Source organism: Streptomyces sp. NPDC103540 (genome assembly GCF_055584445.1).
Genome location: NZ_JBVJMA010000014.1, coordinates 227,730 through 240,044, shown reverse-complemented (window position 1 = coordinate 240,044; position 12,315 = coordinate 227,730). Strand labels below are relative to the sequence as shown.

General features: G+C 76.0%; 11 protein-coding genes. 5 read left to right on the top strand and 6 right to left on the bottom strand.

Going from position 1 to position 12,315, the window contains the following annotated elements; translation table 11 throughout:
* Window positions 1-129: 129 nt before the first annotated feature.
* The 5 genes from ACZ6ZI_RS30510 to ACZ6ZI_RS30490 all read right to left on the bottom strand — a co-directional run bounded on the left by ACZ6ZI_RS30510 (window position 130) and on the right by ACZ6ZI_RS30490 (window position 5,086).
* Window positions 130-498 (bottom strand): low affinity iron permease family protein, encoded by a 369-nt coding sequence (locus ACZ6ZI_RS30510; protein WP_469526142.1) that lies wholly within the window; start codon window positions 496-498, stop codon window positions 130-132.
* Between the two features lie 142 nt (window positions 499-640).
* On the bottom strand, window positions 641-1,804 hold the full coding sequence (locus ACZ6ZI_RS30505; RefSeq protein ID WP_469526140.1) for a carboxylate-amine ligase: 1,164 nt from the start codon (window positions 1,802-1,804) through the stop codon (window positions 641-643).
* 41 nt (window positions 1,805-1,845) lie between these two features.
* Entirely contained in the window at window positions 1,846-2,097 is a 252-nt protein-coding gene (locus ACZ6ZI_RS30500; RefSeq protein WP_363059805.1) for a DUF6213 family protein, read from the bottom strand.
* 747 nt (window positions 2,098-2,844) lie between these two features.
* Window positions 2,845-4,221, bottom strand: coding sequence for a HAMP domain-containing sensor histidine kinase (locus ACZ6ZI_RS30495; RefSeq protein ID WP_469526173.1), 1,377 nt, complete (start codon window positions 4,219-4,221; stop codon window positions 2,845-2,847).
* Between the two features lie 187 nt (window positions 4,222-4,408).
* A complete protein-coding gene (locus ACZ6ZI_RS30490) occupies window positions 4,409-5,086 on the bottom strand; it encodes a response regulator transcription factor (RefSeq protein ID WP_469526138.1) in 678 nt (225 codons plus the stop codon).
* A 136-nt stretch (window positions 5,087-5,222) separates the two neighbouring features.
* Between ACZ6ZI_RS30490 and ACZ6ZI_RS30485 the strand changes: the two genes are divergently transcribed.
* On the top strand, window positions 5,223-5,906 hold the full coding sequence (locus tag ACZ6ZI_RS30485) for a hypothetical protein (RefSeq protein ID WP_469526136.1): 684 nt from the start codon (window positions 5,223-5,225) through the stop codon (window positions 5,904-5,906).
* Between the two features lie 324 nt (window positions 5,907-6,230).
* Window positions 6,231-8,312: a SpoIIE family protein phosphatase gene (locus ACZ6ZI_RS30480; RefSeq protein WP_469526135.1), complete on the top strand. Its 2,082-nt coding sequence runs from the start codon at window positions 6,231-6,233 to the stop codon at window positions 8,310-8,312.
* Window positions 8,313-8,483: 171 nt separating this feature from the next.
* Here the strand turns inward: ACZ6ZI_RS30480 and ACZ6ZI_RS30475 are convergent, their stop codons facing one another.
* Complete coding sequence (locus tag ACZ6ZI_RS30475; protein WP_469526132.1) at window positions 8,484-10,109, bottom strand: AMP-binding protein; 1,626 nt, start codon at window positions 10,107-10,109, stop codon at window positions 8,484-8,486.
* 145 nt (window positions 10,110-10,254) lie between these two features.
* Here ACZ6ZI_RS30475 and ACZ6ZI_RS30470 point away from each other — a divergent pair, with 145 nt between their 5' ends.
* From ACZ6ZI_RS30470 to ACZ6ZI_RS30460, 3 genes are read left to right on the top strand one after another with little or no spacing between them, the layout of a single operon-like run.
* On the top strand, window positions 10,255-10,881 hold the full coding sequence (locus ACZ6ZI_RS30470; protein WP_469526130.1) for an alpha-ketoglutarate-dependent dioxygenase AlkB: 627 nt from the start codon (window positions 10,255-10,257) through the stop codon (window positions 10,879-10,881).
* 36 nt (window positions 10,882-10,917) lie between these two features.
* The gene (locus ACZ6ZI_RS30465) at window positions 10,918-11,871 is read left to right on the top strand and encodes a tellurite resistance/C4-dicarboxylate transporter family protein (RefSeq protein ID WP_469526128.1); all 954 of its coding nucleotides are present in this window, start codon (window positions 10,918-10,920) and stop codon (window positions 11,869-11,871) included.
* A gap of 9 nt (window positions 11,872-11,880) precedes the next feature.
* Window positions 11,881-12,315, top strand: a complete 435-nt coding sequence (locus ACZ6ZI_RS30460) for a VOC family protein (protein WP_363059791.1) — start codon at window positions 11,881-11,883, stop codon at window positions 12,313-12,315.

The following is a 12,315-nucleotide window of genomic DNA, read 5'->3' as shown; positions in this document are numbered from 1 at the left end:
AAGCCCGGCCCGGCCTGACCGGCCCGGCCCGACCGGCCTGTCCCCCCCCCCAACCCGGGGGGGGGGGGGCCCCCCCCCCCCCCCCGGGGGGGCCCCCCCCCCCCCCCCCCCCCCCCCCCGCGCCCGCGCTCAGGTCTCGTCCTCGATGCCGATCGCCTTGCGCAGGTCGCGCGCCGCCGGCCCGGATTGCCCCCGTTCCATCTCCAGCAGGGCGGCGGCGATCGCGTCGAGCTTGCGCTGGATGGCGTGTTCGGCCCGGCGTTCGCTGTTCTTCAGCAGGGCCAGGAGCAGCAGCGTCACCGCCGCCATCGACTCTCCGGCCAACAGCGCCCACGACAGGGGCACCTTCAGCACGTGCACCGTGACGACTCCGGCGATCAGGAGCAGGCAGAGGAAGAAGAAGAGGGGGCTGCTCGTGAAGTTGGAGGCCCGCTCCGCCAGTCTGGCGAAGGGATCCTGTCCTTCTCCGCCCCGCTTCGCGGGGTGTTCCAGGCTCATACCCCGCTTCTACCCGTCGGGTCGCCGCGCGCGGGCGCGCCACGGTCGCGGAATCGGGTGAAAGGGACGCGACACGCCCTTGCCGACACGCCCGCGCCGGCAGTCCGGGCCCGCCTCCGCCGCCCCGCCCCGCGGACCTCGATCAGGACGCCGCCGTGGCGCGGGCCAGGTCGTCGACCACGTCGGACAGCCGGCCCCGGCGCCCGTACGAGGACCGCTGGCGCGCGGCCCCGCCGCCGGCCCGGTACAGCCGGTCCACGAGGACCTCCGCGGCGACGCGTTCCCCCGCCGCCTCCAGACCGGGGGCGGCCTCCTCCACGAGCCGGTCCAGCAGCCGGCGGGCCGGTACGAGCCGGCCGTCCGGGAGGTCCAGACCCTTTCCGTCCAGGCCGCCCCGGGCCGCCAGCCGGTGTGCCTCGCGGACGGCCCGCGTCCCCGCCGGGGCGCCGGGCGCGGGCGCCGCGAGCCCGGTCAGGAAGGTGGCGGCCAGTCCCCGTACGAGGATCGCGAGCAGGACCACGACGTCGAGGTCGGCGTTGGTGTCGGCGACCCGGATCTCCAGGGTCGGCACGTGCTCGGAGGGCCGGGCGTACCAGTAGATCATCCGCCGGTCGAGCAGCCCGGCCCTGCGGACCAGGGCGTCGGCGACCAGGTCGTAGCCGCGCTCGTCCAGCAGCGGAGCGGGGCCCACCGTGGGCCACCGGGCGTGCTCCACCGCGCGCCAGTCGGCCCAGCCGGAGTCGAGTCCCCGGTCGAACGGCGAGTTCGCCGCCAGGGACTGCAACACGGGCAGCCACGGCCGCATCCGGTTCGCCAGCGCGAGCGCCTGCGCCTTGCCGTCGACCCCGACGTGGACGTGGCACCCGCACACCACCTGGTCGCGGTCCCCGATGGCGCCGGCGAAGCGCCGCGCCATGACGAGGTAGCGCTCCTGCGGGGTGATCGTCATCGGCCGCTCGGGCGGGATCGCCGGGGTGCCGGTGGCCACCAGCAGGCAGTCCACCTCCCGCGCGGCGGCGACCAGCAGCGCGCGCAGCCCGGCCAGCTCGGCCCGCAGGGCCCCCGCGTCCCGGACGGGACGGGTGCACACCTCGATCTGCGTGGTGTAGAACTCGCACTGCACCTGCGGTCCCAGCACCGGAGCCAGCGCCGCGATCAGCTGCGGGGCCCGGCCCACCGGGGCCCGGGTCACGCGGTCGACCAGGAGGAACTCCTCCTCGACCCCGAGGGTGAGCCGCCGGCACGCGGTCGCCGACCGGGCCGCCCCGGGCGCGGCACGGGCGGAACGCGGGGTGGTGAGCGACATGGGCCCTCCCTCGGGGGAGCGGTGGACGGTGCGCGGGAGGTTCAGTGCCGCCGGCGTCCGTGCCGCGGCGGGTCGGCGGTGAAGGCGATGCATTCGACGTCGATGCCGTCCGCGAGGCGTTCGAGGACGCCCGCGAGCTCGCGCACGGTCCGCGGATCCGCGGCGCCCCCGTCCTCCTCCAGGGCGTCCAGCCAGTCGGCCGAGATCTGCCGCAGCAGGGCCGTGACCTCGTCTGCGGGGATGAGCGGACCTCCCTGCGAGGTCGGGATCAGGGGAATGGTCACCTGGATCATGGGGCCGCCTTCCGGAGCGGGAGTGCCGGGCTGCTGGTCGGTGCGGGTGCGGGGCGGGTCAGTCGGGGGGCTCCTGTACGACGGGACGACGGGTCGTACGCCCGTCCTGCGGCTTCGTACCGGTTCCGGCACCGGGGCCGGGCCCCGGGCCGGAGGACCGCGACGGGTCGGACGGGTCCGGGGGGCGGGGGGCGCGGGCGCCCGTTTCCGGCTCCCGGGGGATGCCCGGTCGCCGCTCGGGCACCGACTCGGGGCCCTCGGACCCCTCGGGCCTCGGGCGGGGTTTCGGTCGCATGGACGGCCACCTCCACGGTACGGCGGCTCCCGTCCGGCGCACGCGTTCGCGCACGAGGGGCCGTACGGGGGCCAGGTGTAGCGCACCTGCCCGGTGGGCGGCGGCTCAACCGTCACCCGTTCGCGGGTACCGGGGGCGGGCGGCTGCGGAGCCGCTCGCCCCTCGGCGACATGATCGAGTCCGCGGCGCCGCGCCGAGGGCAAGGCGGCTGTGGCCGACGTCGCCCCCCCCGCGTCGAGGCCGCCGACGTCGACTGCCTCCCGGCCCGCGCCGACGCCGGGCACGGAGCCCGGAGGGCATCCGCCGCCGCCGCGCGGCCGGGCTGTCCGCCGCCGACGTGCGGGGCCTCGTCGCGCCCGGGCCCGCCGGCCGCCGGACGCGCCGCGCGCCCCGGGCCGCCCGGGCCCGTACGCGCTTCCGGGCCCGGACGCGACCTCACGGCGCGGGCGAGCTCACGGCGCGGGCGGGCCCGGCGAGGGGAGGCGGAGCACCAGGCGGGCGCCCACCGGGGCCTCCTCCGCCGTCAGCGTTCCCCCGTGGTGGGCCGCCAGGTCACGGGCGATGGCCAGCCCCAGCCCGGCGCCGCCGTGGTCGCGGCTGCGGGAGTCGTCGAGCCGCGTGAACCGCTCGAAGATCCGCTCCCGGTCCTCGGCCGGCACCCCCGGCCCGTCGTCGAGCACCTCCAGCACGGCCGTGCGTCCCCCGAGCCCGCCCGCCGTCGAGCGCAGCACCAGCTCCACGCGCCGGTCGGCGAACCGCTGCGCGTTGTCGAGCAGGTTCGTCACCACCCGGGCCAGCCACAGCTCGCCGCCCTCCACCCACACCCCCTCCTCCAGCCGCTGCCGTACGGGCACCCGGTCGCCCGACCTGGCCCCCACGACGTCGCGCGCCACCGCCCCCAGGTCCAACCGGGTCGACGCCATCGGCTGCGCGGCGTCGAGGCGGGCGAGGAGCAGCAGGTCGGCGCAGAGGTGCTGGAGGCGTTCGACGTCCTCCAGCGCACCGCCGATCAGCTCCGGCCACAGCTCCGGGTCGCGGACGGCCAGGGCCACCTCCAGCTGGGTGCGCAGCACGGTGACGGGGCTGCGCAGTTCGTGCGAGGCGTCGGCGATGAACCTGCGGTGCCGGATCCCGGAGGACTCCAGCCGGTCCAGGGTGGCGTTCATCGTCAGGGCCAGCCGGGCCACCTCGTCCCGGGTGGGGGGTACGGGGACCCGCCGGTGCAGGTCGCGGTCGGTGATCTCGGCGACCTCGGCGCGGATCGCCTCCACCGGTCCGAGGGCGCGGCCGGTGACCCGCCAGGTCACCAGCGCCACGGTGGCGAGCAGCAGGGGCCCGCCGACCGCGAGCGCGGCGGCGGTGGTGTCGTCGGCGGCGTCCACGTCGCGCAGGGAGGTGCCGACGAAGACGGTGACGATGCCCTGCGGCGTGTCGGTGGTGAGCTCCACGACCCGCAGGCGGTGTTCGCCGCCCAGCGGGCGGATCCGCCAGGTGTGCAGGGCGGTGCCGGGGCGCACGGGGCGTACGGGCGCGAGCGGCGGCAACCCGGTCAGGTTCGGGGTGGCCCGCAGCACCCGGCCGCGCGCGTTCACCACCTGGACGAAGTCCACCCCGTCCAGTGGCGCCCGCATCCGGTCGAGCTGCCCGGACGCCGCCAGCCCGGCCACGGTCACGGCCTGCTGCCGCGCGTCCCGTTCGGCGTTGCGCAGCAGGTCGGCCTCCAACAGCCGCAGCAGGGCGAAGGAGGCGACCGCCAGCGCGGCCGCCACCACCAGAGAGGCCCCGACGGTGGCGCGGGCGCGGACGGTGGTGGGCCACAGGCGCCGCAGCGGGCGCCACGGCCGTCGCCCCGGCGGGGGCCACGGAGACAGCCGGGCCAGGGCGCGCAGCCGCCCCGCGGAGCGGCGCGGGCGGCCGGGGCGACCGGTCGGGCGGAACCCCCGGGGGCGGGGCACGTGGGAAAGCCGGCGGGCGCGGGGGATCCCGGGGATCCGCGTCGTCCACCGGGAGGTCGGGTCAGCCACCGTCGGCCGCCAGTCGGTAGCCGACACCGCGTACGGTCTCCAGCGCTGCCCGGCCGAACGGCGCGTCGATCTTCCGGCGGACGGCGCTCACGTGCACCTCGACCACGTTGGGATCGCCGGCGAAGGCGGTGTCCCACACCTGTTCCAGGATCTCCCGCTTGGGCACCACCTCGCCGGGCCGCCGGGCCAGGTACTCCAGCACCGCGAACTCGCGTGCCGTCAGCCGTATCTGCGCGGAGCCCCGCGCGCACGTGTGCCGGGCCGGGTCCAGCCGCAGGTCGCCGCACTCCAGGACCCGCGGGCCGCGTCGGCCCGTACGCCGTCCCAGGGCGCGCAGTCGGGCGACGAGGACCAGGTAGGAGAAGGGCTTGGACAGGAAGTCGTCCGCGCCGGTGTCCAGCGCCTCGGCCTCGTCGTACTCGCCGTCCTTCGCGGTCAGCATCAGGATCCCGGACTCGTTGCCGGCCGCGCGCAGCCGGGAGCAGACCCGGTAGCCGTTCAGGCCGGGCAGCATGATGTCGAGCACGATCAGGTCGTAGTCGTGCTCGGTCGCCATCCACAGCCCCGTCGGCCCGTCGTGGGCCACGTCCACCGTGAACCCCTCCGACCGCAGGCCGCGTTGCAGGGCCACGGCCAGGCGTCGTTCGTCCTCCACCACCAGTACGCGCATGGCGCCCAGGGTCTCAGGCCCGGCCGGCGGCCGGCTGAAGGGGTCTTCAGCCGGCTTCAGGTGGGCTTCAGCATGGCCTCGGCATGCTCGGGGTCGAGCCGGGCGCGGTGCCCGGCGGTGTCCGAGGAGTCCCCGCATGCCCGAGCCCCTGCCGCCGAAGCCCGACCCGTCCGAACCGGCCGCCCGGTCCGTGTCGGCCGCCCCGTCCGAGTCGTCCGGCCCGGCCGCCGCCGCGGCTCCCGAACCGTCCGGCACCCCGCCGCGGGGCGCCGCCCCGCGCGCGGGCCTCGCCCGCCTGGTACCGCGCGGTCGGGGCGCCCGCCGGCTCGCGGTGGGCGCCGCCGCGGTGGTCGTGGGCGGCGCCGCGGTGGTGGCCGTGGCCGCGGCCGAACACCACCGTGACCGGCACGAACGCGCGGCCCGCTTCGTCTGGTCCGAGCCCGGTGCGCCCGGCGGCCCCCGGGCCGCCCACCCGGCCGGACCCGGCGAGCGGCGCGCCGCCGAGGGCCCCGGGGAGCGTCGCGGCGCCCCGGGGGAGCGGCAGGCGCGCCGACTCGACGGCGGGGACCGGACCGGCAAGGCCCCGGCACCCCTGCCGTCCCTGCCGATCGGCCAGGCGGCGGAGAAGGCCGCCGCGGCGGTTCCCGGCGGCAGGGTGGAGTCCGTGCGGACGGTCGCCCAGGAGGGTGGCGGCAGCGCCTGGCGCGCGGTGGTCGTGGGCCCGGACGGGGTCCGCCACGCGGTCACCGTCTCCGGCACGGACGGCACCGTCACCGGCAACACCGTCCTCGACACCCCCCGCCCGCCCGCAGGCGGCTGAACCGCCCCGGTCCGCCGGGCCGTGCCGCGCGGATCGTGTCGGGCCCGCGGTGCCCGGCGCCACGGGGTCTGCCCGGGCCCGAGGGGCCGAGGGCCTTGGGGAAGCCTCACGGCGTTCTCGTCGGTCGCCCGTGCTCCGCGGCGGCTCCCCCCCCTCGGCCTCGCGAGACACGGCAGCGGAGGTCTCCCCGCCCGGATCGGTGGGCGCGCGGGGGGCGGGCCGGGCGCGCGGGGGGTGGGTCCCGGCCGCAGAATGAAGGCAGGCCCTCCGCCCCGCCCGGGCGGATACGGCCACCCGGCGCGCCCCGCGCGAAGGAGGCCTGTGGTGCCATCGGACCGACCGGAGGACGCTCAGGGCCCCGGTCCGATCCGGTCCGAGCCCGGCTCGCTGCTGGAGCACGTCCCCGTCGCCGTGTTCGGCCTCGACGACCTCGGCCGCGTCCGCTACTGGGGGCCGGGCGCCCGGCACCTCTTCGGACACCCCGCCGACGCCGTCCTCGGACACCCCGCGGCCGCCCTGTTCCCCGACCCGCCGGCCGGCGAGGTCGACGGCGCGCGCCTGCTCGTCGAACGCGCCCGCGCGCTCGGCTACTGGCGGGTCCGGATGCGGGCCCTGCACCGCGACGGCACCGCCTTCGACTGCGGGTTCCGGGTCTTCCCCGTCGCCGGCGACGCCGGGGAGGGGGTCGTCATGGCCCTGGCCGGCCGCAGCGACGAGCTCGACCGGGTGAAGACGAACCTCGCCTTCGTCGACACCCTCTTCGAGACCTGCCCCATCGGCCTGGTCATGCTCGACGAGCACCTGCGCTACGCCCATCTCAACCAGGCCCTCGCCGACATGGACGGACTTCCCCTGCGCGACCACCTCGGGCGCCACAGCGCCGACGTCATGCTCACCTCCGACGGCGGGGAGTTCCAACGCGTCCTGCGCACCGTCGCCGACGGCGGCGCGCCCGTGGTCGGCCTCCTCGTCGGACTGCGCACCCCCGGTCGCCCCGACCGCGACCAGGTCCGCTCGGTCAGCTTCTTCCCGCTCAGCGGAGCCGTCGGCACCCGGCCCGGGGTGGGCGGCATGATGGTCGACGTCACCGACCGGGAACGGGCCCTGCTGGAGGCCACCGAGGCCCGCCAACGCCTCGCCCTGCTGGACCGGGCCGCCGCCCGCGTCGGCACCACCCTCGACACCGGCACCACCGCCCGGGAACTGGTCGACGTCGCCGTACCGGACTTCTGCGACGCCTCCGTCGTGGAACTCGTCGAGTGGCTGCACCCCTCCGAGGCCTTCGACCCCCTCCTGCCCCTGTACACGCGCAGGATCGCGGCCGGCACCACCCTCCCGCCGCCCGCCGACGAACTCGTCGGGGGCCTGGAGCGGGTGACCTACCCGCCCGGCTCCGACATCCACCGCACCCTGGAGACCGGCCGGCCCCTGCGCGTACCCGTGGACGAGGACTTCGCCGCCTCCACGGTCCTGCACCCCGACCGCGCCCGCCTGCTGCTCGACAGCGGACTGACGTCCCTGCTCATCGCCCCCCTCGTCGCCCGCGGCACCGTCCAGGGCGTCGCCGTCTTCGGCCGCTCCGCCGCCCGCCCGGCCTTCACGGGCCAGGACCTCAGCCTCGCCGCCGAACTCGCCTCCCGCGCCGCCCTCTGCCTGGACAACGCCCGCCTCTACAGCCACGTCCAGGACATCGCGCTCACCCTGCAACGCGCCCTGCTGCCCAGCGCGTTGACCACCGGCCCGTACGTGGACGTCGCCCACCGCTACCTCCCCGGCAGTCGGGTCACCGAGGTCGGCGGCGACTGGTACGACGTGATCGACCTGTCCGACGGGCGCGTCGCCCTCCTGGTCGGCGACGTCATGGGACACGGCGTGCCGGCCGCCGCGTCGATGGGCCGGCTGCGCATCACCGCGAAGGCGCTGGCCCGCCACAGCCCGGACCCGGCGGCCCTGCTCGCCGAACTCGACCGGTGCGCCCAGGAGGCGGGGATCGAGCTCGCCACCTGCCTGTGCCTGCTCTACGACCCCCGCACCGGCCGCGCCCTCCTCGCCAACGCGGGACACCCGCCGCCCCTGCTCCGCCGCCCCGACGGCGCCGTCGAGACCGTCGCCGGGGCGCCGGGCGTCCCCCTGGGGGTCGGCGGGATCGCCTTCCGCTCCCTTGAGGTCGAGCTGCCGGACGGGGCCGTACTGGCCCTGTACACCGACGGCCTCGTCGAGGCCCGGGACCGGGACATCGACGCCGGCCTCGACGCCCTGCGCCGGCGACTCGCCGCCGTCGAGGGGCCGTTGGAGGACTGGGCCGACCGGATCGTCGCCACCCTGCTGCCCGACCCGCCGAACGACGACACCGTCCTCCTCCTGGCCCGCGTCCGCCGGGCCCCCGACCCGGGGGAGACGGCCTAGGGTCTGTCGTCACACTCCTGTCTGCCCCGCGACGCCTGGCACGCGCTCTCGCCGTACCGGGCGAAAGACCGAGTACGACCGGTACGCGGGCTTCCGCCCGGCACGCCGAGAGCACGCACCAGACGCCGCGGGGCCGCCCTCCGGGCGACGACAGGAGTTTGACGACAGACCCTAGTCCAGGCCGAGCAGCCGGGTGGCCATCGCCCGCATCTCGACCTTGCGGATCTTTCCGGTGACCGTCATGGGGAACTCGTCCACCACGTGGACGTAGCGCGGGATCTTGAAGTGGGCCAGCCGGCCCGCGCAGTACGCGCGCACCGCGTCCGCCGTCAGCGGCGCCGCCCCCTCCCGCATCCGCACCCAGGCCATCAGCTCCTCCCCGTACTTCGGGTCGGGGACGCCGATCACCTGTACGTCCAGGACGTCGGGGTGGGCGTACAGGAACTCCTCGATCTCGCGCGGGTAGAGGTTCTCGCCGCCCCGGATCACCATGTCCTTGATCCGGCCCGTGATGGCGAGGTAGCCCTCCTCGTCCATGACCGCGAGGTCGCCGGTGTGCATCCACCCGCCGGGGTCGACGGCCTCGGCGGTCTTCTCCGGCTCCCCCCAGTAGCCGAGCATCACCGAGTACCCGCGCGTGCACAGTTCGCCGGGGGTGCCGCGCGGGACGGTCTCGCCGGTGCGCGGATCGATCACCTTGACCTGGAGGTGCGGTCCGACCCGGCCGACGGTGGAGACCCGGCGCTCGACCGGATCGCCCGGCAGGGTCTGCGTGGACACCGGCGAGGTCTCCGTCATCCCGTAGCAGATGGACACCTCCGTCATCCCCATCCGCCCGATCACCTCGTTCATCACCTCGACCGGGCAGGGCGAGCCCGCCATGATCCCGGTCCGCAGGCTCGACAGGTCGTAGGCGTCGAAGTCGGCGACGGCCAGTTCGGCGATGAACATCGTCGGGACGCCGTACAACGAGGTGCAGGCCTCCGCCTCGACCGCCGCCAGCGTGGCCACCGGGTCGAAGGCCGGCGCCGGGATCACGATCGTCGCGCCGTGGCTCGTGCACGCGAGGTTGCCCATGACCATCCCGAAGCAGTGGTAGAAGGGCACCGGGACGCAGACCCGGTCCGCCTCCGTGTACCCGAGCGACTCCCCGACGAAGAACCCGTTGTCGAGGATGTTGTGGTGGGACAGGGTGGCCCCCTTGGGGAACCCCGTGGTCCCCGACGTGTACTGGATGTTGATCGGGTCGTCCGGTTCCGACGCGGCCTGCGCCCGGACCAGTTCGGCCGGGTCGCGCTCCCGCCCCCGGCGCGCCAGGCCGTCCCACAGCGGACCGTCCAGCAGGGCGGTGAACTCCAGCTCCGGACAGCGCGGCCGGACCTCCTCGATCATCGCCGCGTAGTCGGAGGTCTTGAAGCGCGGCGCGGCCACGAGCAGCCGCGCGCCGGACTGCCGCAGCACGTACTCCAGCTCGTGCGAACGGTAGGCGGGGTTCACGGTGACCAGGATCGCCCCGATCTTCGCGGTGGCGTACTGGACCAACACCCACTCGGCCCGGTTCGGCGCCCAGATGCCGACGCGGTCGCCCTTGACGATCCCGAGGTCCAGCAACCCCAGCGCCAGCGCGTCCACGTCCGCCGCCAGCTCGGCGTACGTCCACCGACGGCCCGCCGCGAGGTCGACGAGGGCATCGCGGTCGGGGAACCGTCCCACCGTCCGGTCGAGGTTGTCCCCGATCGTCTCGCGCAACAGCGGGACCTCGGAACTGCCGGACGCACGACTCGACGCGACGGACACGCTTGCCTCCCGGAGGAACAGGACGATCAGGTCACGACCGAGGTTGCCGGGGTACCGGGGGCCCCGGCAACCCTCCCGGGCGGGCCGGGCCGACCCGAACCCACCGAATCGAGCACATGTTCGGATTCAGGGTTACGGTGGAGACATGCACGCACTCCAGGGTTCGCTCTTCGACCAGACCGACGAGATCCGGCTCGGCCCGCTCGCGCCGCTCCGACGCACCGTCCTGGGGGCCGGAGCCTGGGTCGACCACCTCCCCGGCTGGCTCACCGGCGCCGACGCCCTCTTCGAACACCTCGCCGCCGAGGTGCCCTGGTACGCCGAGCGCCGCCGCATGTACGACCGCGACGTGCCCGTACCGCGCCTGCTCGCCCACTACGGGCAGGGCGAACCACTCCCGCACCCCGTGCTCACCGAAGCCCGCACGGCCCTCGACCGGCACTACGCCGCCGAACTCGGCGAACCCTTCGTCACCGCCGGCCTGTGCCTCTACCGCGACGGCCGCGACAGCGTCGCCTGGCACGGGGACCGCTCCGGCCGCTCCGCCACCGAGGACACCATGGTCGCGATCCTCTCCGTCGGAGACCCCCGCGACCTCCTCCTGCGCCCCCGCGACGGCGGCCCCACCCTCCTGCGGCTGCCGCTCGGTCACGGCGACCTCGTCGTCATGGGGGGCTCCTGCCAGCGCACCATGGAACACGCCGTCCCCAAGACGGCCCGCGCCGTCGGCCCCCGCGTCAGCGTCCAGTTCCGCCCGCGCGGCGTGCGCTGACCACGAAAGCGCGCCCCGCCCGGCACGATGCCCCGTATGAGTCGCGCACCCCTGCGGAACCGGTGGTCCGCACTGTCGCCCGCCGCGGGCGCCGCCGTCATGGCCCCCGGCATCCTCTCGACGGGCCTGGAACTCATCGGGCGAACCCTCCTGTCACGGGCCGCGCTGGCCCTCGCCGCCGCCCTCTGGTTCGTCCTCGCCGCCGAATTCCTCGCCCGGCTCGTCGGCGACCGCGAACGCTTCCGGGCCGAGGCCGACACCCCCGCCGCCCTCACCGCCGTCGCCGCGACCACCGTCCTCGGCGCCCGCCTCGTCCCCCTCGGGATGCACCGCGCCGCCGTCGGCCTCCTGCTGCTCGCCGCCGTGCTCTGGCCCGTCCTGCTGTACTCCGTCGTACGGCACTGGCACCGACGCATGCCCGGCGCCGCATTCCTCGTCTGCGTCGCCACCCAGGGACTGGCCAACCTCGCCGCCGCCCTCGCCGCGGCCCACCACCTCGACCACCTCGCCGAAGCCGCCCTAGCCCTCTTCTGCCTCGGCCTGCCGCTCTACCTGTTCGCCCTGCGCAGCTTCGACCTCCACGAGGTCACCGGCGGGGCGGGCGACCACTGGGTGGCGGGCGGCGCCCTGTCCATCACCGCCCTCACCGGCGCCGGCCTCACCGCCTCCCCCCTGTGGACCGGCGCCGCCCACACCGCCCTGCGCGCCACCACCCTCGTGGCCCTCGGCCTCTCCCTCGTCTGGTACGTCGTCCTGCTCGTCGCCGAAGCCCGCTGCCCCCGCCCGCACTACGACATCCGCCGCTGGTCCACCGTCTTCCCGCTGGGCATGACGGCCACCGCCTGCCTGTCCGCCGCCACCGCGACCGGCGTGCCCCCACTGCGCCCCCTGGGGGAGGTCCTGCTGTGGATCGCCGCCGGCGCCTGGCTGCTCACCTGCGCCGCCTGGTGCCTGGCCTGTCGCCCCCGTGCCCGGACGGACGGCCGATAGGGTCCCGCCATGGCCTACACGTTCCAGGTGACCTTCGACTCCACCGACCCGCACACCCTCGCCGACTGGTGGGCGGACGCCCTCGGTTGGGAGGTGGAACCGACCGACGAGGCCTTCGTCCGCCGCATGGTCGCCGAGGGCCAGGCCACCGAGGAGGACACCACCACCCACCGCGGCGCCCTCGTCTGGAAGGCCGGCACCGCCATCCGCCACCCCGGGGGCCTCGCCGGCGCCCCCCGCGTCCTGTTCCAGCTCGTCCCGGAGGACAAGCGGGTCAAGAACCGCGTCCACCTCGACGTCCGCACCGGTGACGAGGACCCGGCCCCGCTCGTCGAACGCCTCCTCGCCCGGGGCGCCACCCACCTCCACGAGGGCCGACAGGGCCCCTACCGGTGGACCACCCTCACCGACCCGCAGGGCAACGAACTCTGCGTCTCCCACTGA

Coding starts and splice junctions, on each gene's coding strand:
- ACZ6ZI_RS30510 (WP_469526142.1), bottom strand. CDS start 498: ATGAGCCTGGAACACCCCGCGAAGCGGGGCGGAGAAGGACAGGATCCC.
- ACZ6ZI_RS30505 (WP_469526140.1), bottom strand. CDS start 1,804: ATGTCGCTCACCACCCCGCGTTCCGCCCGTGCCGCGCCCGGGGCGGCC.
- ACZ6ZI_RS30500 (WP_363059805.1), bottom strand. CDS start 2,097: ATGATCCAGGTGACCATTCCCCTGATCCCGACCTCGCAGGGAGGTCCG.
- ACZ6ZI_RS30490 (WP_469526138.1), bottom strand. CDS start 5,086: ATGCGCGTACTGGTGGTGGAGGACGAACGACGCCTGGCCGTGGCCCTG.
- ACZ6ZI_RS30485 (WP_469526136.1), top strand. CDS start 5,223: ATGCCCGAGCCCCTGCCGCCGAAGCCCGACCCGTCCGAACCGGCCGCC.
- ACZ6ZI_RS30470 (WP_469526130.1), top strand. CDS start 10,255: ATGCACGCACTCCAGGGTTCGCTCTTCGACCAGACCGACGAGATCCGG.
- ACZ6ZI_RS30465 (WP_469526128.1), top strand. CDS start 10,918: ATGAGTCGCGCACCCCTGCGGAACCGGTGGTCCGCACTGTCGCCCGCC.
- ACZ6ZI_RS30460 (WP_363059791.1), top strand. CDS start 11,881: ATGGCCTACACGTTCCAGGTGACCTTCGACTCCACCGACCCGCACACC.